Source organism: Lacisediminihabitans sp. H27-G8 (assembly GCF_046156175.1).
GTDB lineage: Bacteria > Actinomycetota > Actinomycetes > Actinomycetales > Microbacteriaceae > Lacisediminihabitans.
This window is the reverse complement of sequence record NZ_JAYLVL010000002.1, coordinates 529,757-552,691: the sequence shown is the minus strand read 5'-3', so window position 1 is coordinate 552,691 and position 22,935 is coordinate 529,757. Positions and strand designations below refer to the sequence as shown.

Here is a 22,935-nt window from a genome sequence, read left to right as displayed (position 1 = left end):
CGATCGAGCGGATGCGACTACGCGGCGGCGTGGGCGCGAACTGCCTTGTCGGCGCCGAGCCCGACACCGAGCAGGATCACGGCGCTACCGAAGTGGAGCACGTTGTCCGCGGTGTTGATGGCGAGGATGTTGGCGGCCGAGTTGAGGATGAACAGGCCGACGATGCCGAGCAGCAGGTACGCGGCCCCGACTGTGGTGTTCACGGTCTTGGATGCGCGAATGCTGGACAGTCCGGCGATGAGAAGCGCGGCGCCGATCAGAAGGTGAGCGACGTTGTGGAACACGTTGACCTCGAAGATGCCGAGCAGCAGGCCGCCCTTGACATCGAAGAAGCCGACGCCGGAGGTTGCCGTGAAGCCGAGCAGTCCTACGAGAAGGTAGACCGCGCCGAAGACGGTCGCGAGCAGGCGGTTGGGTGACTTGGACATGATGTTTCTCCTCTACAGCTCGACGGGTGTCTCGCTTGACTAGGTATTCGTGGCCACGCGTCCGAGGGTTTGGTAGCGGATATTCACCGGGTGCTCAGCGAGTGCCCAGCGTAGCCTCAGCGCGGTCGAGGGGTGGTGCCGAGGCGGGCGTGCGCCTGCTCGTAGAGCGACACGATCTCGCGACGGATCTCGGCGCGCTCCGTGATGGGCGCCGCCCACGGCATCCGCAATTCCCCGTCGCATTCATCGCTGCTCCCCTCGACGGCGTAGCCCCAGTAGCCGGCCTCACCGTCGAGCGAGGTCATCGCGCAGGCGGTAGCGGCGGGGTCGGCGAAGGCTCGCGCGATGAGAAGGTTGTCGTCGGCATGGTCGGAGTTCATGTGAGAGAGAACGGCGGCGACCACGGCAGGCGGGAAAACGGGGGAATCTGGCACGACATCTACGGTATCCGTTCGCCCTCATGGGCCACCATGGGAGCATGCCGATCATGCCTGACACCAAGAACTGGACCTGGGTGCTCGACCGACCGTGCCCGGAGTGCGGGTTCGATGCCACCACCATCACGGCACGGGATGTCGCGGGACTCGTGCGCGCGAACGCGGCAGCCTGGCCGGCGGTTCTGCAGCGAGCGGATGTCGCGCAGCGGCCCGACGACAGCACCTGGTCGCCCCTCGAATATGCCGCTCACGTGCGGGACGTGTATCGCATCTTCCGCGTGCGCCTCGGTCTGATGCTCGACGAGGAGGACCCGGTCTACCCCAACTGGGACCAGGACGAGACGGCGCTGGCCGAGCGGTACAACGCGCAGGAACCGGCAGCGGTCGCACGCGAGATCGTCGCGGCCGGTTCGGCGCTCGCCGAGGCTTTCGACGCGATTCCGGATGCCGCGTGGAGCCGCCCCGGACGCCGCAGCGATGGGGCGACCTTCACCATTGCGAGCTTCGCGGTGTATCTCGCCCACGACCCCACGCATCACCTCTGGGACGTACGCGCCGCCGAGTGACACTCGCGGGAGCGGGCTCTACTTGCTCGTACCCTGCGACACGGAGCCCTGCAGCTGGCGCTGGAAGATCAGGTAGACGATGAACACCGGCACGATCGTCATGACCGCCCCGGCGAAGAGCTGCCCGAAGTCCACCGAGTAGCCGGCCTGCGACGCGAAGGATGCCATCCCCTGCGTGAGCACATAGTTCTTCGGATCGGTGTTCAACGCCACCGGCAGGAGGAACTGGTTCCACAGCCCGACGAAGTTGAGGATGGCGACTGTCGCGAGCCCGGGACGTGCCATCGGCAGCATCACCTGGAAGAACGTGCGCCACTCCCCCGCGCCATCCAGTGCCGCCGCCTCTGCGATCGAATTGGGCAGTGCTTTAAAGAACGAGAAGAGGAAGAACACGGTGAACGGCAGGGCGAATGCCGCATAGGTGAGGATGAGCCCGGGCAGCGTGTTGAGCAGCCCGATACTCCGAAGCACGAAGAACAGCGGCACGATCGCCAGGAAGATGGGAAAGGTGAGGCCCGCGAGCATCAGGTAGTAGATGCCGCGGCTTCCCGGGAACTGGAAGCGGGCGAGTACGTATGCGCACATCGCGCCGAACAGCATGGTCACCGCGAGGGCGCCGAACACCACGATCACCGTGTTGAGCAGGAAGCTGCCGATGCCGGCCGTCGTCCAGGCGCCGACATAGTTGTCGAAGTTCCACTTCGCCGGCAGCGAGAACGGTGAGGAGAAGATCTCCGAACTGGTCTTGAACGACGACATGACCGTCCAGAGCAGCGGCAGCACCACGATGATGCACCAGATCGTGAGGATCGTATGGGAGATACCGCCGACCACGCGATCACCGGTGGTCGTGGCGGATTTGCGGGTGAAGGTGCGGACGGCGGCATCCGCTTTGATCGTGGTCATTCTGCTACCTCATTCGTGCCGCCGGTGAGTCGGTTGACCAGGAAGACGATGCCGGCGAAGGCCAGGGTCACCAGCGCAAGAACGACTCCCATGGCGCACGCCAGGCCGAATTGGCCCTTGGTGAATGCCGTGGTGAAGAGCTGCTGCGACATGACGAGGGTGGAGTTGTTCGGACCGCCGCCGGGGTTCAGCGCGGCCATATAGACGAAGGCATCCAGCGCCAGGATGCCCATGTAGATGTAGGCGGTCTGGATGTTGTCACGAATCAGCGGAATGGTGATCGTCACCGCGGTGCGGAAACGGCCCGCCCCGTCGATGCGCGCCGCCTCGAAGATCTCGGCGGGAATGCCCTTGATCGCTGCGACGAACAGCACCATGTAGAAACCGACGAGCCCCCACACGATGACGAACATCGTCGCGATCATGGCGGTCCGCTGCTCACCCAGCCAGGCGAACGACTGGAACTGGTCGAGCCCCAGCCCGGTGAGCAGTCCGTTGAGGATGCCGTGGCTGGGGTCGTAGACCTGATTCCAGATGATGCCGATGACGATCGCCGGGATCACGTAGGGGAAGAAGGAGACTACCCGGTACACGCTCGAGTTGCGCAGACCGCGCACGGGGCCCTGGCTCGGCCCGCCGACGGTGACGAGGGAGGCGAGCACCAGGCTGAGCACCACGGTGATGATCGGCAGGAAGATCACCAGGATGAGGCTGTTGCCCACCGCCTTCATGAAGATGTCGTCGGAGAAGAGCTTGCCGTAGTTCACCAGGCCGATGAAGTTCATCCCGGGCGTGAATCCAGACCAGTCCGTGAGCGAGTAGTAGAAGGCCTGGATGAACGGCCACACCACGAACAATACGTACCCGAGAACGGGCACGACCAGGAACACGATCATGAAGCTGATCTTGTCGAAAGTGAGATCACGCCGGCTCCAGCGCCGGGCGACAGAGACTCCGCCGCCCGGCGCCGAAGTGGGAGGAACGACAGCGGTCATTTGACCGTGACCTTCTTCACCGAGCTGTCGTTGCGCACCTTGTCGGTGATGGACTGCAGGCTCGACGTGAGCTGGGCGACCGAGGAGTCACCCTGCAGGAAGGTGTTCCACACAACGAGCTGGTCGGTGTTGAGCCCGTAGAGGTCGACGAAGTTCCACGAGAAGACGTCGCTGCCGGCGCCGTCGAGCAGTTTCACCTGCGACACGAGTGCCGTCGAGCCGAAGCCATCCGCCGGGATGGTGCCCTTCACGATGGTCGACGAGAAGGTCGTCTTGGCGAAGTTGACCGCCGCGTCGTTCGAGAGCATCGCGCGCAGGAACTCCTTGCCGCCGGCCACGTTCTTGCCCTGGGACGGCACGATGTAGCCCTCACCGGCTGTGGAGTGCAGCGACTTCTGCGGGAACTTGGATGACGTCGTCACCGTGAGCTCCGGAGCACCGGTCATCTTGAAGCCCGCCTTGGTCTGCGTCTTCATCTCGTTCTCGATCCAGCCTCCCGAGGGGTAGAGCAGGAACTTCTCCTCGTTGCTCCACTGGGCCTGAGCCGCGGTGAACTGCGTGCCAGCACCACCGGGCTGCATGTAGCCGGCATCGATGATCTTCTTGAGGCCGGTGAACACGTCCTGGATGGGCTGGAGCGACCAGCATCCGTCCTTCAGGTTCTCCAGGGCGAGGCGCACGTCGTCGCCCCCCTCCTTGATCGCGGAGGCGATGGCCATCGTCTGGTAGTAGGTGGCAGCCTCCTTGCCCCAGCCGAACAGGTACTTGCCCTGTGCCTTCGCCTTCGCGCCGAGGGCGAGAGCCTCCTCGTAGGTGGTGGGGACCGTCCAGCCGTTCGTCTCGAACAGCGCGGCCGAGTACCACATCGCGTAGACGGTGAGCACGTAGTTGAGCTGAACGAACTTGCCGTCGAAGGTGCCCGGCTCGATCACTCCGGCGTAGAGGGTGTCTTTGATGACCTTGCCCTCGAGGTTCTTCGCCTCGATCACCGAGGTGAGGTCTTCGAGCTGGGCACGGATGGTGTTGATGCCGATGAGGTTCGCGCCGCTGTTGTCGATCACGTCGGGCGGGTTTCCGCCGACGAAGCGCGGCTGAAGGGTCTGCGCGATGTTGGTTGCGGCCGTGACCTTGACCGTGGATCCGGCCTGAGCCTTCTCCACGACCTTGCCGGCATAGTCGGCGTAGTCGATGCCGTAGCCGCCCTTGAAGATGACCGCGTCGACCGTGGACTTGTCCGCCATGCCGAAGGGGTTCTTGGCCGACACGGTGCCGCCCGGTGCCGCGGTGGTGCCCCCGCCGCCCACGCAGGATGCGAGCATCCCGGTGGCGGGAATGAAGATGCCGACAGCGAGGGCGCCGCGCAGGAACTGGCGGCGCTGGAAGGGCTCTGCTGCCTTCGTCACTGCTGCGTTCGTCAAAGAGGTGTTGCTCATGGTGTACTGCCTTTCATTCTTGGGGTGACGGGGATTCCGGATGCTGCGAATCAGGCGTTGCGGGTGATGTTGTACTGCAGTTCGAGGGCTTTGTTGTGCTCGTCTCCGCCCGGGATGTTCGCCGAGATGTAGAGGGGAGGCGTCGAACCCTGCGCGGCGATGCGCTGGGCCGTGCCGATGGTGAGGATCTGGGCGATGTAGGCCGCGGTGATGGAGGAGACCGCGCCGACCGGGATTCCCCCGGAGAGCTCGATCGTCGCGTCACCGAAGGGAGCGAGGTTGTCGAGCACGACATCCGCCACATCGCGGAGTCGCTTGCCGCTGGCGTGCTTCGGCTCGACCCGCATGGTGTGGTCGAGGCTGGTCACCGCGATCACCGGATGACCGTGCTGTTTCGCCTCGAGGGCGAGGCCGACGATCGAGCCGTTGACACCGGAGTTGGAGGCGATCACGAAGACGTCGTTGGGGCCGGCGCCCGCGATCGCGAACAGCTCCGCGGCGATGTCGGGATTGCGTTCGAGGGAAGAGCCGCCGAGGGCGCTGATGTCCAGGCTGCCACGCAGCACCACGTCGCGGAGGGCGATCTTCTTGGTGGGGATGAGGCCACCGGCACGACCGGCGATCTCCATGGCGAAGGCCTCCGAATGGCCCGTACCGAAGGCCTGGATCACTCCACCGCGCCCGATCGCCTCGACGAACAGGGTGATGGCGTCGTCGAAGGCGCCGGCCCGGGCGCTCGCCGCGAGGGCCTCGATTCGAGACTGGACCTCGCGGGTGAAGGCGCTGTCCAGGTCGGACTGGGTGACGGTTTCTGGCACGGTGACTCCTGTTTTCAGTCGATCGATGGCGGGGTCTCGCGCGCGGGGCGCGGGGAGATCGGGGCACGGCGGGGGCGGCGGTGCGTCGCTACCGCGAGGGCGGAAGCAGCGAGGTTGTTGGTGGAGCGGGAGAAGTTCTCCTGCGCGGTGAGCAGGTACAGCAGGTCGAGCACGAGCAGCTGGCCGTGCTTCGCCGAGAGGTCGTCGGGCTGGAGGAACTGCTCGTAGACCGAGGTGACGATCGTGAGATTGGCGTTCTCCGCGAGGGGAGAGGTCGGATTGTTGCTGATCGCCACGGTGAGCGCCCCGGCCCGACCGGCTTCCCGCAGCATCTGGATCGTCTCCTCCGTGCGCCCGGAGTTGGAGATTCCGATGGCCACCGATCCGGCATTCTGGATGGCGGCGCTCGTGAGGCCCGCGTGCACCTCCGACCACACGTGGGTATTCACGCCGATGCGGTAGAGCCGTGCCTGCATCTCCTCGGCGAGGAACGCGCTCCCCCCGACCCCGTAGATGTCGACGTGACTGCTCGTGGCGATGCGTTTGGCAATCTTTTTCATCAGGGGCAGGTCGATCGCGGCGGCGGTTTCACGCAGCGTGCGGGAGTGGGCGTTGATCAGGGTGCTGAGCACATCCGCGGCGGAATCCTGCGGGCCGAAGGCCCGGCCGATGTCGGTCTTCCAGGAGTCGCGCGCCGTGCTGCGCCCGAAATCGGTGGCGATGCTCACCCGGAACGGCACGTAACCGGCATATCCGATCAGTCGACAGAATCGAGTGACGGTGGCCGCGGAGGCCCCGGCCTGGGCGGCGAGCTGGCCGATCGAGAGCTTGAGCGGCGCCTGGGGGTACTCGAGCAGGTAGTCCGCGATCTTCGCCATGGCGCCCGACATCTCCGGCCGCCGCGACTGGATGCGGTTGGCCACCCCTGCGGCATGCTCGCCGGGGGGAGTGGCGGGGGGAGACGTGACGGTGGTAATTACAATCTCCTTCTTTGGAGGTTCACGAAAATTATTCTTACAGTACAGTGTGCTCAGATCCCAAATATTTCGAAGAAGTAACGATGCGAAAAATTCTGGCCATTGACGCGGGGGGCACGTCCTCGCGGGCAGTGCTGCTCGATTCGTCGGGAGCATGCTCCGGATTCGGCCGCGCCAGCGGGGGCAACCCCACCGCGGTGGGCGTGGCCGGCGCCGTCGATGCCCTCACTCTCGCCGCGGAGCGGGCCCTGGGAGGGCGGATCCCCTCGCCGACCAGCGACTCGATCGTGGTGATCGCGTTGGCAGGCACCGCGACGCCCCCGTTCATCACGCTGCTGGAGTCGAGGCTGGCGGGTCTCGGGCTCGCCGGTCGCACCGTCATCGAGCCGGATCTGCTGGGAACCTTCTGCTCAGGTACCCCGCTGGCCGAGGGCTACGCGGTGATCGCCGGCACGGGCACGATCGCCGCTCGCATCTCCGATGGCCAGATCCACACCGTGAAGGGCGGATCGGGCTGGCTGCTCGGAGACGCCGGCTCGGGATTCTGGATCGGCCAGCAGGTCGCCCGCGCGGTGGTCGCCTCGCTCGACGGTCTTGGCCCGCCGACCACTCTCACTCAGCTCCTGCTGGAGGCAACCGGCATCGAACGGACGGGAGCACGCAGTCGCGGGCGGTCCGAAGAGCTCTCCCGGCTCGTCCATGAGCTCTACGCGCTGCGGCCCGTCGAGCTCGCCCGGTTTGCTCCGCTCGCCTTCCAAGCCCTCGACGTCTCACCCGCGGACCCGGTGGCTCGCGAGATCCTCGAGGCGGCGGCCGAGGGAATCGCGAGGGTGCTCATTGCCGCGCGGGAACCGGAGTTCGGCGACACCTCGGTGCCAGATGTGGTCGTTTTGGGCGGCAGCGTGCTCGCTGCCGGTCTCGCGCGGGCACCGGCCATCTTCACCGACCGGTTGCAGGACGCCCTCGGCGGCGCCGAACTCGTGCCGGTGGAAGACGGCATCGTCGGGGCTGCAGTTCTCGCCTTCCGTCACCTCGGCCGCGAGGTGGACCTGTCCCTGCATCGTCGTCTCACCGTGGAGATCGATGGTGCCCGCGGGAGGGCCGTCCTCGCATGAGCCTCACGACAGGGTCTCGTGTCCTGGCACTCCCGGAGTTCGACCCACCGGACCCGCTGCCAATGGTCGGTCCTCCGCTGGAGACGCCCTCCTCGATCTCCGGGGACATCCCCCCGGAAATCCTCGAGGGTTCCGTCTACGGCAATCCGTCCACCCTCTACCCCTACCAGGAGCAGGGGGACTACGGGCGCGACCTCGTGGACACGCCGGTGATGACAGTGGTGCTCGAGAACGACCTGTTGCGCGCCGTGTTCCTTCCGGAATGGGACGGGCGACTGTGGGAGCTCTTCGACAAGGTCAGCGGCAAGCACCTCCTCCATTCGCCGGACACGATCCAGCTCGCCAACCTCGGACTGCGCAACGCCTGGTTCGCCGGGGGGATCGAATGGAACATCGGCACCCGCGGGCATTCGCCGGGCACTGCGAGCCCCATCCACACCGCGATCATCCGCACGCCGGAGGGCCAGGAGCTGCTCCGGCTGTGGGAATTCGACCGATTGCGCCAGGTGGTATTCCAGGTCGATGCGTGGTTGCCGGCTGATTCGCCGGTGCTGTTCGTCGCGGTGCGGTTGAGGAACCCGAACGACAGCGCCGTTCCGATGTACTGGTGGACCAACGCCGCCATTCCCGAGAGCGAGCGCACTCGTGTGCTTGCTCCGGCCGAGTCCGCCTTCGCAAGCGCGTACGAGGGGGGCATCTCCCGAGTGCCGGTCACCGCGGCGCCACCCGAAACGGACTGGACCCGGCCGACGAACAACGCCCGGGCCAGGGACTTCTTCTTCGATATCCCACCGGAGCAGCGACCGTGGGTCGTCGCAGCCGATCGGCAGGGTGACGGTCTGGCGATGCTCTCCACGAAGGGGCTGCGCGGGCGAAAGCTCTTCGTCTGGGGACGGGGTGCCGGAGGCCGGCGGTGGCAGCGCTGGCTCACGCCAAGCGGCGGCGACTACGCCGAGATTCAGGCCGGGCTCGCCCAGACCCAGTTCCAGCACCTGGAGATGCCCGCCGGCGCGGAATGGAGCTGGGTGGAGGCCTACGGCAATGGCCGACTCTCCCCGGCGCTCGCGCAGAGCCCGGATTGGCAACAAGCTGTCACACACGCAGAAGAGCGGCTCGCGCGGCTGGCAGATGCCGCTGAGCTCGACGCTGCGCACCGCGCAGTCCGGTCCTGGGCCGACCTGCCTCCCGACCGAATCCTGCTCTCGGGCAACGGATGGGGCGCGCTCGAGAGCGCACGACGGAGTCGATCGGGGCAGCGGTGGATCGACGAGGCCGGCACGCCATTCCCGCGCGCATCCATCACGGACGAGCAGAGTGCCTGGCTGGATCTGTTGGAAGGGCGCACCACGTCGAGCCCCCCGCCGGGGACCGGCGGATTCGTGGCCGGCGCCGATTGGGAACGGCTCTGCGCCGAAGGGGGCGACAGCGCGGCATCCTGCTTCCACCGGGCGACCATGAGGCACGCCGCCGGAGACCGCGAGGCTGCCGCGCGTCTCTACCGGGCATCCCTCGAGTCCGGGCCGAGCGCCGGTGCCGAACGCGGACTCGCCGTGCTCGGCATGAGCGGCAGCGATCCGCGGGGGCGGGCCGAGGCGGTGGAGCACTACCGCCGCGCCTGCCTGCTGGATCCAGCCAACACCGCGCTGATCGTCGAAGCGGCGACGGCAGCGATCGCGCAGGGTGCGGCCACTGCCGCCCTCGAGATGCTGTCGCTCCCCGGAATCGGGGGAGGTCAACGAAGCGGCAGATTGCGACTGTTGAAGGCTCGAGCTCTCGCCCTGGCGGGAGACTCTGCCGGCGCCGTGACGCTCTTGCGACGGGACATCGTGGTCGCAGACCTCCGGGAGGGGGAGAACGCCATGGCAGAACTCTGGCGAAGAGTCATCCCGAACGAGCCGATCCCCCGTCACTACGAGTTCAGCATGACCGAGGACAGCCGATGACCGGCATCGCGATCGTCGGTCGCGGAGCGATGGCTCAGGCTCACGCGCGGGCCTGGAGCGAACTCGGGCTGGGTGATGACATCCTCTATGTCAATACACTGACGGATGGCGCACCGCTTCCGCATGCCCGGCTGGCGCGCTTCGAATCGGACCTCGGCGTGGTTCTCGCAGACCCCCGGGTCACCATCGTGTCGGTGTGCACCCCCACGACCACCCATGCGGCGATCGCCCTCCGCGCTTTGCGAGCGGGCAAGAACGTGCTGCTCGAGAAGCCGATAGCGCTCACGATGGCGGATGCCGTCGCGCTGCGGGATGAGGCCGCCACGAGCGTGGGGGTGCTCATGGTCGCCCACGTGGTGCGCTTCTTCGACGGCTACCGGCTGGTGCGGCGCTTCGTGGAAGAGGGGAAGCTCGGCAGCCTGTTCTCCGTGCGGGCCGGCCGGTTCAGCCCGGCTCCCCGGCCGTCGACCTGGTGGCACGATGACGCGCAGTCCGGAGGGGTGGTGGTCGACTTCAGCATCCACGACTTCGACCAGCTCAACCTGCTGCTCGGCACTCCGCTCTCGGTGACCGCCAACCGCGCGAGACCCGACGGCCCGGTCGAGGCGACTGTCGACTACGAGGGGGGAGGAGTGGGCCACATCACCGGTTTCATGGGGATGCCGCGCGGATTCACCTTCGCCTCGACGCTCGACCTCGTCGGCAGCGAGGGACTCGCCAGTCACGGCTTCGCCGGAAGGCTCGATTCCGAGGAGCTGTCATCGGCGCCGGACACCGTACGCGTGCAGACTGCGGCGGGGGTGACGGAGAAGCTGATCGGGGCGCACAATCCCTACCGAAACCAGGCCGAATACTTCCTCGAGTGCGTGCGCTCCGCATCCGCTCCGGACTTCTGCCCGGTGGATGCCGCGGTGCTCGCTCTCGCCGTCGCGCTCGCGGCACGGGAATCGCTGGACACCCGCCACGCGGTCGCCCTCGGCTAGTCGAGCAGGTAGTCTTCCAGAAACGCGGAGGAGCGGGCGAAGGCGAGAGCGGCGGCGTTCACATCCACGCGATCGGTGATCGTCGCGTTGGCGAAGGAATGCACGGTCGCGAGGTAGGTCCACTCGGTGATCGGCGTGCCGTGGTCCTTCAACCTGTCGATGAACGACTCCGGGTCCTCGCCCTCATCCCAGTCGTCGATCTCGGCGAGATGGAGCAGCACCGGGGCCGGGATCACGCCGTGCTGGGACGGCCCGAGCGTCGCGTAGTACGCGACAACCGCATCCGCTTCGCCGCTCTGGGCATGCAAGAGGGCGAGCCAGCCGCCGAGGGAGAATCCCACCACACCCACCCGGGTGCTGCCTTCGGTGCGCGCCACCTGGATGATGTCGTCGAGTTCCGCGAGAGCGCCCGCCACATCCAGCTGGGCCATCAGCACCTCGGCCGTCGCGGCCTCGACGGTGGCGACGCCGTTGTAGAGGTCGGGAACGATCACGCGGTAGCCCTGGCGGGAAAGTGCGGTGGCGTAATTCGCGAGCCAGGGAAGCCGTCCGTACCAGTCGTGCAGCAGGAGCACGAGCGGTCTGCCCCGCTCGCCGAAGGTGAGGGGGATTCCCGGCGAGGGGATGGGGACGAGCTCTGACATACCGGCCCTTAGTGAGAACGACGGGTGGTCTCGATGCACGTCACTCTAGTGGAGGCGGGAGCCGCGGCACCGGTGCCGCACTGATCAGGCCGAGCGCACCGCGAACTCCGCCTGCAGCGGGAAGTCCTGGTCGTCGAGGATCACCTGGGCGCAGGCACCCGTGTGCACATTGACCACGATCGGAGCGAGCAGGTTCATTCGCGTGCCGGTCTCACCGGGGTTCGCGACCACGAGCACCATGGCGTCTTCGGCACTGTGCAGGTCGATGGCCCGGCAGTGTTCGTCGGAGATCTCGGGGGAGTAGTCGGGCAGATAGACCGCGGCATCGAGCACGAAGAGGCGGATGGCGGTGTTCTCGACGGCCCGGAGCGAATACAGCCCCTCCGCCCCGGAGACCTCGTTGAGCGTGAATTGCGTGAGCGGGGCGAGCCCGGCCGGAGGGGTGACGAAGGCGAGCGCTGCGCTCATCGGAGGAAGTCCATGAGAGTGGGCTGCAGGGTGCGCGCGGTCACGGCGAGGGCCGCCTGGTAGGTGACCTCCTGCTGCTTGAGCTTGATCACGATCTCTCCCACGTCTGCATCTTCGATCCCGGCGCGCTGCGCCTCGAGGTTTCCGGTCCTACTCACGATGGCATCCTTCGCTGCGGTGATCTGGTTCTGGCGAGCGCCGGCGGCGGTCTGGGTGTTGAGCATCGCAGTCATGCGCGTGTCGATGGCGGTGAGGCTCGGCCCCACGTTGACGCCCGAGCGCAGGTCGGCGACGATCGAGTCGATGAGGGCGAAGGCGGAGGATGCGCCGGTGCCGAAAGCGGCGGCCCCGTCGGCATCCACCTGCACCGTCGCGTTGGTATCGATGCGCCGGACGACCGATGAGCCGGTGCCGGTGTAGCTCAGGTCGGGCCGGAAGGCGACGCCGGCGTCGGAGCTGCCCGCGAACACGGTGCGGCCGAGGTAGGTGGCGTTGGCCTTGCCGAGCAGGTCGGTGCGGAGGCCTTCGAGAGCGGTCGCGATGGCCTCCTTGGCCGTCGGCGAGAGTGAGCCGTCGTTGGCGCCCTGCACGGTGAGATCGCGCACCTGGTGCATGATGTCGGTGCTGGCGCTGAGGGTCGCATCCACGGTGGAGAGCCAGCCCATCCCGTCGTCGGCATTGCGCCCGAACTGGGCGGTCTGGCTCTGGGCGGCACGCACGCGCATCGAGTCGGCGGTGCCGGTCGGGTCGTCCGAGGGGGTCGTGATCTTCTTGAGACTCGTGGCCGTGTCCTGCAGCTTGGCCAGCAGGGCCGCGGCCGACTGCAGGTTGATCTGCGAGTTCGCCATCCTGGTCTGGCTCGTCACTCGATTGACCATGACCTACCTCCCCACTATTCCGGTGTGATTGATGAGGGTGTCGAGCATCTCGTCGACTGCCGTCATGACCCGGGCGGCGCCCTGGTAAGCCTTTTGGAACGTCAGCATGTTGACGTTTTCCTCATCGAGGTCGACGGAGGAGTTCGCGAGCTGGGCGGCCGTCGCAGCGGCGGTCACCGAGTCAGCGAGAGTGGCCTGTTGGAGTGCCGTCTTCGAGGTCGTGCCGATCTTCGTGACGAAGGCCGACCAGACGGAGTCGGGGGAATTGGGGGCCGATCCCAGCTGCGAGATCGCCTCGGCGTTCGAGCCGTTGTTGCCGCCGGCACCCGGTGTGCCGCTGGCGATCTGGGCGGCACCGGTCGGAACCACCGACAGGCCGAGGGCCGCCGGGCCTGTGGCCGAGATGGCGAAGAAGTCGAGGCCGGTGGCCCCGGAGGGAGTCGCTCCGGCCTGGTGGGCGGCGTTGACAGTGTTCGCAAGCGCGGTGGCGAATGCGTTGTAGCCCGCCGCAGCCTCGGCGATCGCGCCACCGGTTCCAGTGCCGTTCGCGGCGGCGAGCATGGCGATCGAGCCGGCGATCTCGCCGGATTCGACGGCGACGGACTGGCCGGGCCGGTTGGTCCACTCCAGCGTCACGGGGGAGCCGCTCGCTCCGGCGAGGGAATTGCTGCCGGTGACCGTGACGGAGCGGAACACGTCGCCGGACACGAGGGCGTTGCCGCCCACGAGTACCTCGGCGGTGCCGTCGGGGAGGGTGCGTACCGTGCCGCCGGTGAGCGCGGCGATCGAGGAAGTGAGGGCGGAACGCTGGTCGAGCATCTCGTTGACGGACCCGCCCGTGGCGAGAGTGTCGCGGATAGCGCCGTTGAGGGCGGCGACCCGGGTGCCGGCGTCGTTGAGTTCGGCCACCATCCCGTCGAGCTTGGTGCGCACATCGGTCCAGGTGGAATCGACAGCGGAGTAGCCGGTCGCGATCTGCCCGGCGAGCTGGGTCGCCTTCTGCAGCAGCACGCCGGCGGGGGCCTCGTCGCCGGGCCGGTTCGAGACATCTCCCCACGCCGACCAGAAGGCGTTCAGCTGGGCGGAGATGCCGGTGGTGCTCGGCTCGTTGAGGGAAGCTTCTACGCTGCTGAGCGCATTGGAGCGAACGGCGAGGTTGCCGGATGTCGCGGCAGAGCTTCGCACGCGCCCGTCGAGGATCACATCTCCCAGCCGCGCGATGCCGTCGACGGTCACGCCCTGGCCGACCTGGGCGCGGGAGAGCACGAGAGGACCGATCTGGGTGAGAGATCCGGCCGCGGCCGTGCTGACGCGCTGGCGGGTGTATCCCTTGGTGCCGGAGTTGGCGATGTTCTGACCGACGACATCGAGTCCCTGGCGAGCGGCGTTGAGGCCGGTGAAGGCCGTATTCAGGCCGCTGAAGGTACTCACGGGGTCACAGTTTCAGGTCGAAGATCTGGGCAGAGGGGTTGGCGACGCCGGACTCACCGTTCGCGTCGTAGGTGCCGCTCTCGGTGCTACCGTCGGCCTGCGCCTCCTGGATGAAACGCAGGGCGGTGCGCAGGTAGTGCTCGTTGAGGTCGCGAAGGTCGCGGATCTGCTCGGTGTACTCGGTGAGGGCGTTCAGGTGCGCGGTGAAGATGTCGGCCCACGGGCCATCCGGCGCCGTGTCGACGAGCTCGCGAAGGGTCGCATTCTGGGGTGCGCCCCACTCTTCGGCGACGACGGCCGCTTCGACCGAGCGGGCAAGGCCGGCGGCGCGGAGGCGTTCCATCACCTGCTCGACCTCGCGGGTGGCGTACTGGAGCCACCGGGACTTGCCCGTGGTGAGCAAGAACTGCTCCTCCTCGAGCTTGAAGGCGAGCAGGTCGAGGAGCTCTCGCTCCCTCCACAGGCAGGCTGAGAGTTCGTTGGCGCTCATGCGGGCTCCCGTTCGGTCGTCCGCCAGTGCGGACGACTCCCGTGCTCGTTCTACCGACTGCATTTTCTCCACCTCGCTCGACGAGATGAACTATCGGCAAGGCTATCCCGCAGGTAAGCGGTGAAGCCGGAAAGTCGCAGAGCTGAGCATTCGACGTGTCCGCCACAAGGGGGACCGGGGGACTTGATCGGGGTACATTTGCCCCCGGAATGGGGACAAGAATCGAGCAAATACCACTAATAAGGGGGGCAAGACGGGGTACTTGGCGCCGATAGAGTCGCCTCAGATCGACGGGGAATCCGATCCTCGAACTCGTTCTACACCCGCTCAATCACCCGACGTATCCGCTCCACCCGCACGACCCTTACCCGAAAAACAGTCCGTTTTTTAGCAGGCGTTCTCTTCTTATCTAGAGCAAGAGGCGCCGACCGCAACGCGATCGCTGGGATCGCATCCGGGGGCAAGGCACGTGAACAGGACAGAACGCAACGCGCTCGTTGTGCAGAATCTTCCGCTGGTGGGCTACCTCGTCTCCGAGGTCTGGGCCAAGGCGACTCACCTGTCTCGCGACGACCTGGCCTCGGCTGGCGCGGTCGCCCTGATCACCTCGGCGGATGCCTTCGATCCGACTCTCGGCATCCCCTTCGGTGCCTTCGCCCGTCGCCGTATCGTCGGCGCGTTCGCCGATGAGATGCGTTCGAGCGACTGGGCGAGCCGCGGAGCTCGCCGCCGCATCAAGGAGACCGTCGCGGTGAAGGACACCCTCACCGCTGCGCTCGGTCGCACCCCCTCGGTCGACGAGATCGCCTCCTCGCTCGGAGTGGACCGCAGTGAAGTCACCGCCGGCCTGACGGATGCCGCCCGCACCGTCTCTCCGCTCGATGACACCACCTCCGAGTTCCTCATCGCCGACACCGCTCTCCCCGAGGAATCCCTCCTCTCTGCTGAGCGACTCGACTACCTGGCCGCAGCCGTCGAGGCGCTTCCCGAGAAGATGCGTCTCATCGTGCGCCAGGTCTACTTCGAAGACCGCACGGTCAAGGAGATCGCCGACGAGATGGGCATCACCCATTCCGCCGTCTCCCAGCAGCGCGCCGAGGCGATTCGCTTGCTGCGCGACGGACTGGAGACCCACTACTCCGATTCGTACTTCGCCGACGAAGCGCCCACCGGCAGCGACGCCTCGTACCAGCCGATCTCTCGCATCGCACCCGCGGCCCGCAGCGCGTACCTGGCCCGTGTCGCCAGCTATGCGATGGCGGAACTCTCCCACCTCTCACTGCCGCAGTCGAGCAACGCGGCCGCGTCGTAAAACAACTCAAAAGATTTCAGCCCGGCTCCTAACGCACCAGCGTGAGCAGCCGATAGCTGAAGGTGTCGGACCACGGATGGGCCGATTCGAATAACCCAACATCACGGAGGAATACATCATGGGTATGCAGGTCAACACCAACATTTCGGCACTCAACTCGTACCGGAACCTCAGCAACACGCAGAACGATCTCGCAAAGTCGCTCGAGAAGCTCTCCAGCGGTCTTCGCATCAACCACGCCGCGGATGACGCAGCTGGTCTCGCAATCTCCCAGGGTCTGCAGTCGCAGGTCGGAGGCCTCACGGTCGCCAGCCGCAACGCGCAGGACGGCATCAGCGTCATCCAGACCGCTGAAGGTTCGCTCTCCGAGGTTCAGACCATCCTGCAGCGCGTTCGTGACCTCGCCGTTCAGGCCGGTAACGACTCGAACAACGCGACGTCGCGCTCGGCGATCAGCACTGAGGTCACGGCACTCGGCGCGGAGCTCACCCGCATCGGTACCTCCGCCAACTTCAACGGAACGAAGCTGCTCGATTCGTCCGCGGCGGCGACCCCGCTGACCTTCCAGATCGGCGCCGGAGCGACTTCGTCCGACCAGATCAGCGTCAGCAACACCGACGTCACGGCCATCGGCACCGTCGTCACCGGTCTTGCAGCCGCCGGCTTTGCCAGCGCTGCCGCCGTGACCGGAACTGGCGGAACGATCGACCTTCTCGACCAGCAGATCACAGGAGTGTCGACTGCTCGCGCCAACCTCGGTGCGCAGCAGAACCGTTTCGAGAGCGTCATCCGCAACCTCAGTGTCTCCACCGAGAACCTGACGGCGGCGAAGTCGCGCATCACCGACACCGACATGGCGTCCGAGATGGTCAAGTACACGCGCTCCAACATCCTGTCCCAGGCCGGCACCGCGATGCTCGCGCAGGCCAACCAGGGCAACCAGGGCGTGCTGCAGCTTCTCCGCTAGATCGGATAGCTCGGCAGGCGTGTAATAAGCAACGCCCGGTGGCTGTCGCGAGGGGAACTGGACCTCTCACCGTGATGGCCGCCGGGCGTTTACCGCACCACCAGAAGCATCATCGACCACCGCCAGACGAAGGGACGGATGGACATGGGAATCTCCCTCGACGGGCTCTCCAGCGGCCTCGACACCACCTCCCTCATCACCCAGCTCATGACGGCGGAAGCGGCTCCCCAGGATCTGCTCAAAGCCCAGGTCTCCAAGACCACCACCATCATCACCGCACTGCAGGGCCTCAACAGCCGCATGGCGACACTCGCGGACACCGCGACGACTGCCGCGAAGGCCGGCAGCCTCGACCTGTATTCGGCCACCAGCTCCACCACCGGTCTCGCCGTCACCGCGGCCACGGGGGCCAGCGCCGGTGAGCTGCAGGTGGTCGTCAGTGCCCTCGCCCAGACTCAGGTCGGCGTCTCCGCCGCGATGTCGGCCTGGCCGACTCCCTCGACGATCACGATCGTCGGTCACTCCGGAACCCCGCTCGAGATCACGCCGACTTCCAATTCTCTCGACGACGTCGCCTCGGCCATCAACTCCTCGAGCGCCGGCGTCACCGCCACCAAGGTGGCCTCGGGCGTCGATGCGGGCGGCAACAAGCTGTACCGCCTGCAGTTCTCCAGCAAGACGACCGGGGCCGACTCGGCGTTCACCGTCTACCAGGGAACGGCAGCGGACGTCACCGCCGGCACCGCCACGAACGTGCTGACCGCGCCGGGAAGCGCCGTGATCAAGACTGCCCAGGACGCGAGTGTGACCCTGTGGAAGGGCACCCCGGCGGAGCAAGTCATCACCTCGGCCAGCAACACCTTCACCGACCTCCTGCCCGGCGTCACCGTCACGGCTTCCGCTGTGTCGACCGACCCGGTGAACATCGCCGTCAGTCGTGACGACAGCAAGATCACCGCCGTGGCCAAGGGACTCGTCGACGCGATCAGCAGCGCCTTCGTGTTGATCGCCGCTCAGACCGCAGTCACGACGACGACCGATGCCGCTGGCAAGACCACGACGGCCGCCGGCGTGTTTGCCGGCGACGGCGACGTCCGAAACATCCGCCAGAAGACGCTGGATGCAGCGAGCGCGCCGATCGACGGACACTCGCCCTCCGAATACGGCATAGCACTCACGCGAGATGGCACTATCACCTTCGACGCGGACAAGTTCGGCGCCGCACTCGCGGCAGACTCGACGACCGTCATGGCAGCCGTGCAGACCATCGCCACTCGGCTCGCGGCGACCGCGACGGCCGCGTCTGACAAGTACACCGGCACCCTTACCAACAAGATCACCGGGGACCAGACCCAGGTGAAGTCGCTCGGCGACCAGGTATCGGCCTGGGACATCCGTCTCGCCAGCCGCAAGAGCACCCTCCAGCGCACCTACTCGGCCATGGAAGTGCTCCTCAGCAACATGAAGGCGCAATCCTCCGCCCTCACCTCCCAGCTTTCCTCACTCTCCACCTCGACAACGACGGGATAGGCATCATGACGATGACTCTCAGCGCCCAGCGCTCGCAGTACACGAACGACGCGATCCTCTCGGCCTCGCCCGTGCGACTGCTCACCATGCTCTACGACCGACTGCTGCTCGACCTCGACCGCGCGTCGATCGCGCATGGCGAGCAGAACTGGGCAGTGGCCTCCTCCAACCTGCTTCACGCGCAGGCCATTGTCGGCGAGCTCACCTCCTCGCTCAAGGTGGAGTTGTGGGATGGCGGCGAGGGACTCCTCGCCCTCTACAACTACTGCCGCAACCTCCTGGTGCTCGCGAACGTGCGCCGGGACGGTGCATCGATCCGCGAGAGCATCGAACTGCTCTCCCCGCTGCGCGATGCATGGCACGAGGCAGCGAGCCAGCTCGCCGTGCCCGAGCCCGCGTCCCCCGGCGAGTCGCGGGAGCTCGGCGTTGCCTGAGTTCGGCACACCCCGACCGGATGCGGCGCACCGCGCTCCGCACGACGGCTGGGCCGACGTGCTCGCCACGATGGAGCACGACCTCGATTCCTCCGGCGGAGCCCTCACCCACGCGGCGCACGCGAGCTGGACTCTTCCCGATGAACTCGGCGCGCTGCCGGAGGAGCTGCGATCACGTGCAGCGAGCCTGCTCGGCGCCCAGAAGCGCGCCATCGACGCGCTCGAACAGCGGATGCTGCTGACCGGCCGTCACCTCGCCGCGCTCGACAGCATCCCCGCCCGGGTCGCGTCGTCGGGAACCGCCGCGTACCTCGACGTCACGGGCTGACCCCCCTTTCGGGAGCAGCGCCTAACGGAGCGTCCCCCTCGTCCGATAGCAGTGGATGAGGGCACGGATTGCCCGACTCGAGGCCACGGATCGGCCGTCAGGACATTGACGACGAAACGGAACCGCTGTGCTCGAATCCGTCACCTCTGCGGCGCTCGGCAGCGCGCTCGATGGCCTGGCATTGCGCCAGCGCACCATCGCGGACAACATCGCGAACGTCAACACGCCCGGATACCACGCAAAGAGTGTCGTGTTCGAGGCGGCCCTCGCCAAGTCCGTCGCGAACGGTAACGGCCAAGTGGTGGCCCAGACCAAGCGCTCGCTCGAGCCGACCCTCATCGACGGCAACAACGTCAACCTCGACACCGAGACCCTGTCGAACGTCGACACGGTGCTGAGGTACCAGTTCGCGACCCAGGCTGCCGGCAACGAGTTCTCGGCCATGCGTGCCGCCCTGAAGAGCAGCTGATGACCTTCGATGCGATCGGTATCGCCGGCACCGGCCTCACCCTGCACCGCAAGTGGCTCGACGCCGTCTCCGACAACCTCGCCAACATCAACACGGTCAAGCCGACGAGCGGACCAGCCTTCCAGGCGCGCTATGTCGAGGCTCAGGAGGGCGCGGGCAACAGCGGCGCCTACGTGAAGGGCATCGCCTACGGCAATGCCGACGGTCGCCTCGTCTACGAGCCGGCCAACCCCCTCGCTGACAAGGACGGCTACGTGAAGTACCCCGACATCGATCTCGCCTCCCAGATGGGCCAGCTCATCATGGCCCAGCGCGGCTACCAGGCCAACGCGGCGGTCGTCGACCGGGCGAAAGAGACCTACCAGGCCGCCCTGCAGATCGGTCGTTCCTGATGGACATCTCTTCGATCGGCTCCGTCGTCTCGGGCGTCTCCGGTGTCTCGGGGGTCTCCGGCACGAGTGCCCTCTCCGCGACGAGCGGCACCAACGCGACCAGCGCCACGAGCTTCGCCAGCGAACTCGGTGGCGCAGTCGACAACCTGCAGCAGCTGCAGTCGACATCCAACTCCCTCGCCATCCAGGCGGTCACCGGGAATCTCTCCGACATCCACAACGCCACCATCGCCTCGACCCGGGCCCAGGTGACCCTCGAGCTCGTGGCCGCCGTGCGCAATAAGGGTGTCGACGCGTTCAACGAAATCATGAGGATGCAAGCCTGATGCCCGCTCCGATCAGTTCGGTGCTCCGCCGACTCACCCACACCATCCGCGAGTTCACGATCGCGCAGCGCACCGTCGCGATCATCGGTGTCGCCGTACTCGTGCTCGGGATCGCCGCCCTCTCGTTCTGGGTCACCCGCCCCCAGTTGAGCCCGCTCTTCTCGGGCCTCAGCGGCACCGACGCGAACACCCTGGTCGAGCAGCTGCGCACCGACGGTGTGCAGTACGAGATCACCGGCGGCGGCGGCACGATCATGGTTCCGGAAGAGAGCGTCTACGCGGAACGGCTCAAGGCGGCGGCGGCCGGCCTTCCCTCCTCATCGACGGGTGGCTACTCGCTGCTCGACAAGATGGGCGTCACGGCATCCGAGTTCCAGCAGAACGTCACCTACAAGCGCGCGATCGAGGGCGAGCTCGCCAACACGATCGAAGCGATGAAGGGCGTGAAGACCGCCTCCGTGCAGCTCGCCATCCCCAAGGACACCGTCTTCGTCTCGGAGAAGACCGACCCGACGGCGTCCGTCTTCATCGCGACCGACAACGGCGTGACCCTCAACGACAGCCAGGTGCAGGCGATCGTGCACCTCACCTCCTCCTCCATCGACGGCATGAAGACGAGCGATGTCTCGGTCGTCGACGCCCAGGGCCTCGTGCTCTCGGCCGCGGGAGTGGATATCGCCGGCAGCGGCTCGAAGCAGGCTTCGGACTACGAAGAGCGCGTGCGCAGTTCGGTGCAGGCGATGCTCGACAAGGTCGTCGGACCGGGCAATGCCACGGTCGTCGTCGCGGCCGATGTGAGCCAGAACTCTGGCCAGCGCACCGCCGAGACATTCTCGACCCCGGATGGCGCACCAGCCCTCAGCGAGTCGGCCCAGAACGACGGTACCGGCACCGGTTCGGGCAGCGGAGCGAACGGAGCGGCCGGTATTCTCGGGCCGGACAACATCGCCGTGCCGAGCGGCACCTCCACGACGGCTCCGACCACCGGCACCACGACCGGAACCACCGGCACCACCGGCGCGACCTCGATCACGAAGAACAACGCGATCAACAAGGTCACCGAACAGACCACCATCCCGGCCGGCTCGATCACCCGCCAGACCGTCTCGGTCGCAGTGAACAAGGCGATCTCGGGGGTCAACAAGGCCAACCTGATCTCGCTCGTCAATGCGGCGGCCGGCATCGACACGACGCGCGGGGACTCGGTGGCGATCGAACTGGTGTCCTTCAACACCGCGGGTGCCGCCGCCGCTACGAAGGCGCTCGCCGCCGCCGATGCCGCAGCGAGTGCCGACCGCACGGCCGGTCTCATCCGCACCGCCGTCACGGCCCTGGCCATCGCGCTGCCGATCATCATCGCCCTCTTCCTCATCTCACGCCGTTTCAAGAGCCGCAGCCAGGAGGATCGCGAGCTGCAGGAGATGACAGAGCTTGCGGAGCTCCGCGCCATGATGAGCGACCAGACCCGCCCGATCGCGCTCACCGCCACCGAGCCGCCGGCCGCGCTCACCTACACGCAGGTTCCCCTCATCGAGCCGGGGGACACCGAGCGCAAGCGCGCGGAGATCGACGCTCTCGCCGGCAAGGACCCGGAGCGCACTGCGGAGATCCTTCGCGGCCTGATGGAAGACCGGCAGCCGGCATGAACGAACCAGCCCTGACTCTCTCGGGCACCCAGAAGGTCGCCGTCGTGCTCATGAACATGGACCAGACGCGCGCCGCCGCGGTCATGAAGCAGTTCAATGAGACCGAGGCTGAGGAGATCGCCGCCGAGATCATCCGGTTGCGTCGGGTCGACACCATCGTCTCCGAACGCACGATTCTCGAGTTCCACGACCTCGCCACGAAGGGCGGACGCAAGTCGCACGGGGGCCGCGAGTTCGCGGCTGGCCTGCTCGAAGCATCCTTCGGGGCGGAGAAGGCCGCCGGCGTGATGAACCGCGTCGCCTCGTCGATGGCAGGCAAGGCCTTCGAATTCCTCGATACCGCCGAGACCGGGCAGCTGCTCACTCTGCTCGACGGCGAACTGCCGCAGACCGTCGCCCTCGTGCTCGCGCACCTGCGGCCCGACCACGCCTCCCCGGTCTTCGCCGCTCTCGACGACGGGCTCCGCACCGACGTCGCCAAGGCCATCGCCACGATGGGAACCGCCACTCCCGAAGCTGTGCGAGTGGTCGCCGACACCCTCAAGGTGCGGGCGAGTGCTGTCGTCACCGCGCGGGACACCGTCGAGATCGTCGGCGGAGTGCAGGCCGTGGTCGACCTGATCAACCGCGCGGATGTCTCGACCGAACGCTCCGTGCTCGACGGGCTCGACGGGCTCGACCCGACTCTCGCCGAAGAGGTGCGTTCGCGCATGCTCACCTTCGCCGACCTCGTGAAGTTCGACCGCAAGGACGTGCAGCAGGTGCTGCGCGGCATCGATTCGAGCATTCTCGCTGTGGCGATGAAGGGCTCCGACGAGGCCCTCGTCGAGGTCATCCGCGCCAACATCTCCGAGCGCAACCGCGAGATCCTCGAAGACGAGATCGCCTCGCTCGGCCCGGTGAAGATGACCCAGGTCGAAGAGGCTCGTGCAGAAGTGGTGCGCGCGATCCGCAACCTCGAGGCCGAGGGCGTCATCACCCTCCAGCGCGGAGAGGAAGAGGAATATGTCGCTTGACTT

At 66.7% G+C, this 22,935-nt stretch carries 26 protein-coding genes; 14 read left to right on the top strand and 12 right to left on the bottom strand.

Translation table 11 applies throughout. The features are described from left to right. Positions 1-17 precede the first annotated feature (17 nt). Together VLI63_RS07370 and VLI63_RS07365 are read right to left on the bottom strand one after the other, a co-directional pair. On the bottom strand, positions 18-428 hold the full coding sequence (locus VLI63_RS07370) for a DUF4383 domain-containing protein (protein ID WP_409156212.1): 411 nt from the start codon (positions 426-428) through the stop codon (positions 18-20). Positions 429-544: 116 nt separating this feature from the next. Further along, on the bottom strand, positions 545-862 hold the full coding sequence (locus tag VLI63_RS07365) for a DUF2470 domain-containing protein (RefSeq protein ID WP_409156211.1): 318 nt from the start codon (positions 860-862) through the stop codon (positions 545-547). Positions 863-906: 44 nt separating this feature from the next. On the opposite strand from VLI63_RS07365, the gene VLI63_RS07360 reads away from it, so the two are divergent. Beyond that, a complete protein-coding gene (locus VLI63_RS07360) occupies positions 907-1,431 on the top strand; it encodes a DinB family protein (RefSeq protein WP_409156210.1) in 525 nt (174 codons plus the stop codon). 18 nt (positions 1,432-1,449) lie between these two features. Here VLI63_RS07360 and VLI63_RS07355 read toward each other — a convergent pair whose 3' ends face one another. Genes VLI63_RS07355 through VLI63_RS07335 form a run of 5 tightly spaced genes read right to left on the bottom strand, consistent with a single transcriptional unit; the run spans position 1,450 to position 6,506 of the window. Continuing rightward, entirely contained in the window at positions 1,450-2,337 is an 888-nt protein-coding gene (locus tag VLI63_RS07355) for a carbohydrate ABC transporter permease (protein ID WP_409156209.1), read from the bottom strand. Continuing rightward, positions 2,334-3,332 carry a carbohydrate ABC transporter permease gene (locus VLI63_RS07350; protein WP_409156208.1) on the bottom strand — a complete coding sequence of 333 codons (999 nt, stop codon included), beginning with the start codon at positions 3,330-3,332 and terminating at the stop codon, positions 2,334-2,336. The genes VLI63_RS07355 and VLI63_RS07350 overlap by 4 nt, the downstream gene beginning before the upstream one ends. Beyond that, positions 3,329-4,765 (bottom strand): N-acetylglucosamine/diacetylchitobiose ABC transporter substrate-binding protein, encoded by a 1,437-nt coding sequence (gene ngcE / locus VLI63_RS07345; RefSeq protein ID WP_409156207.1) that lies wholly within the window; start codon positions 4,763-4,765, stop codon positions 3,329-3,331. The genes VLI63_RS07350 and ngcE overlap by 4 nt, the downstream gene beginning before the upstream one ends. 50 nt (positions 4,766-4,815) lie before the next feature. After that, complete coding sequence (locus VLI63_RS07340) at positions 4,816-5,583, bottom strand: sugar isomerase domain-containing protein (RefSeq protein WP_409156206.1); 768 nt, start codon at positions 5,581-5,583, stop codon at positions 4,816-4,818. A 14-nt stretch (positions 5,584-5,597) separates the two neighbouring features. Then, entirely contained in the window at positions 5,598-6,506 is a 909-nt protein-coding gene (locus VLI63_RS07335) for a MurR/RpiR family transcriptional regulator (protein WP_409156205.1), read from the bottom strand. Between the two features lie 137 nt (positions 6,507-6,643). Here VLI63_RS07335 and VLI63_RS07330 point away from each other — a divergent pair, with 137 nt between their 5' ends. The 3 genes from VLI63_RS07330 to VLI63_RS07320 are packed head-to-tail and all read left to right on the top strand — an operon-like array spanning position 6,644 to position 10,601. Beyond that, positions 6,644-7,675 (top strand): N-acetylglucosamine kinase, encoded by a 1,032-nt coding sequence (locus VLI63_RS07330; protein WP_409156204.1) that lies wholly within the window; start codon positions 6,644-6,646, stop codon positions 7,673-7,675. After that, entirely contained in the window at positions 7,672-9,618 is a 1,947-nt protein-coding gene (locus tag VLI63_RS07325; protein ID WP_409156203.1) for a DUF5107 domain-containing protein, read from the top strand. Before VLI63_RS07330 ends, VLI63_RS07325 begins: the two co-directional genes overlap by 4 nt. Then, complete coding sequence (locus tag VLI63_RS07320) at positions 9,615-10,601, top strand: Gfo/Idh/MocA family protein (RefSeq protein WP_409156202.1); 987 nt, start codon at positions 9,615-9,617, stop codon at positions 10,599-10,601. Before VLI63_RS07325 ends, VLI63_RS07320 begins: the two co-directional genes overlap by 4 nt. Here the strand turns inward: VLI63_RS07320 and VLI63_RS07315 are convergent. The 5 genes from VLI63_RS07315 to VLI63_RS07295 form a co-directional block, all read right to left on the bottom strand. Continuing rightward, positions 10,598-11,245, bottom strand: a complete 648-nt coding sequence (locus tag VLI63_RS07315) for a dienelactone hydrolase family protein (RefSeq protein WP_409156201.1) — start codon at positions 11,243-11,245, stop codon at positions 10,598-10,600. The two genes, VLI63_RS07320 and VLI63_RS07315, sit on opposite strands and share 4 nt — an antisense overlap. A gap of 84 nt (positions 11,246-11,329) precedes the next feature. Then, complete coding sequence (locus VLI63_RS07310) at positions 11,330-11,713, bottom strand: flagellar assembly protein FliW (protein WP_354576456.1); 384 nt, start codon at positions 11,711-11,713, stop codon at positions 11,330-11,332. Next, positions 11,710-12,591, bottom strand: coding sequence for a flagellin (locus tag VLI63_RS07305; RefSeq protein WP_409156200.1), 882 nt, complete (start codon positions 12,589-12,591; stop codon positions 11,710-11,712). The genes VLI63_RS07310 and VLI63_RS07305 overlap by 4 nt, the downstream gene beginning before the upstream one ends. Positions 12,592-12,594: 3 nt before the next feature. Further along, positions 12,595-14,022, bottom strand: coding sequence for a flagellar hook-associated protein FlgK (gene flgK, locus VLI63_RS07300; protein ID WP_409156199.1), 1,428 nt, complete (start codon positions 14,020-14,022; stop codon positions 12,595-12,597). Between the two features lie 4 nt (positions 14,023-14,026). After that, complete coding sequence (locus VLI63_RS07295) at positions 14,027-14,512, bottom strand: flagellar protein FlgN (RefSeq protein ID WP_409156198.1); 486 nt, start codon at positions 14,510-14,512, stop codon at positions 14,027-14,029. Positions 14,513-14,981: 469 nt separating this feature from the next. Here VLI63_RS07295 and VLI63_RS07290 point away from each other — a divergent pair, with 469 nt between their 5' ends. From VLI63_RS07290 to fliG, 10 genes are all read left to right on the top strand, one after another. After that, positions 14,982-15,824, top strand: coding sequence for a sigma-70 family RNA polymerase sigma factor (locus VLI63_RS07290; RefSeq protein ID WP_409156197.1), 843 nt, complete (start codon positions 14,982-14,984; stop codon positions 15,822-15,824). A 118-nt stretch (positions 15,825-15,942) separates the two neighbouring features. Next, positions 15,943-16,791: a flagellin gene (locus tag VLI63_RS07285; RefSeq protein ID WP_409156196.1), complete on the top strand. Its 849-nt coding sequence runs from the start codon at positions 15,943-15,945 to the stop codon at positions 16,789-16,791. A 144-nt stretch (positions 16,792-16,935) separates the two neighbouring features. Next, entirely contained in the window at positions 16,936-18,321 is a 1,386-nt protein-coding gene (gene fliD, locus VLI63_RS07280) for a flagellar filament capping protein FliD (protein ID WP_409156195.1), read from the top strand. A 5-nt stretch (positions 18,322-18,326) separates the two neighbouring features. Further along, positions 18,327-18,755: a flagellar export chaperone FliS gene (fliS, locus tag VLI63_RS07275; RefSeq protein ID WP_409156194.1), complete on the top strand. Its 429-nt coding sequence runs from the start codon at positions 18,327-18,329 to the stop codon at positions 18,753-18,755. Continuing rightward, complete coding sequence (locus VLI63_RS07270) at positions 18,748-19,083, top strand: hypothetical protein (RefSeq protein ID WP_409156193.1); 336 nt, start codon at positions 18,748-18,750, stop codon at positions 19,081-19,083. Before fliS ends, VLI63_RS07270 begins: the two co-directional genes overlap by 8 nt. A gap of 127 nt (positions 19,084-19,210) precedes the next feature. Next, the gene (locus VLI63_RS07265) at positions 19,211-19,552 is read left to right on the top strand and encodes a flagellar basal body rod protein FlgB (protein WP_409156192.1); all 342 of its coding nucleotides are present in this window, start codon (positions 19,211-19,213) and stop codon (positions 19,550-19,552) included. Beyond that, positions 19,552-19,944, top strand: a complete 393-nt coding sequence (locus tag VLI63_RS07260) for a flagellar basal body rod protein FlgC (protein ID WP_185201976.1) — start codon at positions 19,552-19,554, stop codon at positions 19,942-19,944. The genes VLI63_RS07265 and VLI63_RS07260 overlap by 1 nt, the downstream gene beginning before the upstream one ends. After that, positions 19,944-20,270, top strand: a complete 327-nt coding sequence (gene fliE, locus VLI63_RS07255) for a flagellar hook-basal body complex protein FliE (RefSeq protein WP_409156191.1) — start codon at positions 19,944-19,946, stop codon at positions 20,268-20,270. Before VLI63_RS07260 ends, fliE begins: the two co-directional genes overlap by 1 nt. Continuing rightward, positions 20,270-21,916 (top strand): flagellar basal-body MS-ring/collar protein FliF, encoded by a 1,647-nt coding sequence (gene fliF, locus VLI63_RS07250; RefSeq protein ID WP_409156190.1) that lies wholly within the window; start codon positions 20,270-20,272, stop codon positions 21,914-21,916. The genes fliE and fliF overlap by 1 nt, the downstream gene beginning before the upstream one ends. Further along, entirely contained in the window at positions 21,913-22,932 is a 1,020-nt protein-coding gene (fliG, locus tag VLI63_RS07245; RefSeq protein WP_409156189.1) for a flagellar motor switch protein FliG, read from the top strand. Before fliF ends, fliG begins: the two co-directional genes overlap by 4 nt. The last annotated feature ends 3 nt before the right edge of the window (positions 22,933-22,935 follow it).

Bases quoted from the DNA above. Each gene is read 5' to 3' on its own strand.
- VLI63_RS07370 (WP_409156212.1), bottom strand. From the start codon at position 428: ATGTCCAAGTCACCCAACCGCCTGCTCGCGACCGTCTTCGGCGCGGTC.
- VLI63_RS07360 (WP_409156210.1), top strand. From the start codon at position 907: ATGCCGATCATGCCTGACACCAAGAACTGGACCTGGGTGCTCGACCGA.
- VLI63_RS07355 (WP_409156209.1), bottom strand. From the start codon at position 2,337: ATGACCACGATCAAAGCGGATGCCGCCGTCCGCACCTTCACCCGCAAA.
- VLI63_RS07350 (WP_409156208.1), bottom strand. From the start codon at position 3,332: ATGACCGCTGTCGTTCCTCCCACTTCGGCGCCGGGCGGCGGAGTCTCT.
- ngcE (WP_409156207.1), bottom strand. From the start codon at position 4,765: ATGAGCAACACCTCTTTGACGAACGCAGCAGTGACGAAGGCAGCAGAG.
- VLI63_RS07330 (WP_409156204.1), top strand. From the start codon at position 6,644: ATGCGAAAAATTCTGGCCATTGACGCGGGGGGCACGTCCTCGCGGGCA.
- VLI63_RS07325 (WP_409156203.1), top strand. From the start codon at position 7,672: ATGAGCCTCACGACAGGGTCTCGTGTCCTGGCACTCCCGGAGTTCGAC.
- VLI63_RS07320 (WP_409156202.1), top strand. From the start codon at position 9,615: ATGACCGGCATCGCGATCGTCGGTCGCGGAGCGATGGCTCAGGCTCAC.
- VLI63_RS07315 (WP_409156201.1), bottom strand. From the start codon at position 11,245: ATGTCAGAGCTCGTCCCCATCCCCTCGCCGGGAATCCCCCTCACCTTC.
- VLI63_RS07310 (WP_354576456.1), bottom strand. From the start codon at position 11,713: ATGAGCGCAGCGCTCGCCTTCGTCACCCCTCCGGCCGGGCTCGCCCCG.
- VLI63_RS07305 (WP_409156200.1), bottom strand. From the start codon at position 12,591: ATGGTCAATCGAGTGACGAGCCAGACCAGGATGGCGAACTCGCAGATC.
- VLI63_RS07295 (WP_409156198.1), bottom strand. From the start codon at position 14,512: ATGAGCGCCAACGAACTCTCAGCCTGCCTGTGGAGGGAGCGAGAGCTC.
- VLI63_RS07285 (WP_409156196.1), top strand. From the start codon at position 15,943: ATGGGTATGCAGGTCAACACCAACATTTCGGCACTCAACTCGTACCGG.
- fliD (WP_409156195.1), top strand. From the start codon at position 16,936: ATGGGAATCTCCCTCGACGGGCTCTCCAGCGGCCTCGACACCACCTCC.
- fliS (WP_409156194.1), top strand. From the start codon at position 18,327: ATGACGATGACTCTCAGCGCCCAGCGCTCGCAGTACACGAACGACGCG.
- VLI63_RS07260 (WP_185201976.1), top strand. From the start codon at position 19,552: ATGACCTTCGATGCGATCGGTATCGCCGGCACCGGCCTCACCCTGCAC.
- fliE (WP_409156191.1), top strand. From the start codon at position 19,944: ATGGACATCTCTTCGATCGGCTCCGTCGTCTCGGGCGTCTCCGGTGTC.
- fliF (WP_409156190.1), top strand. From the start codon at position 20,270: ATGCCCGCTCCGATCAGTTCGGTGCTCCGCCGACTCACCCACACCATC.
- fliG (WP_409156189.1), top strand. From the start codon at position 21,913: ATGAACGAACCAGCCCTGACTCTCTCGGGCACCCAGAAGGTCGCCGTC.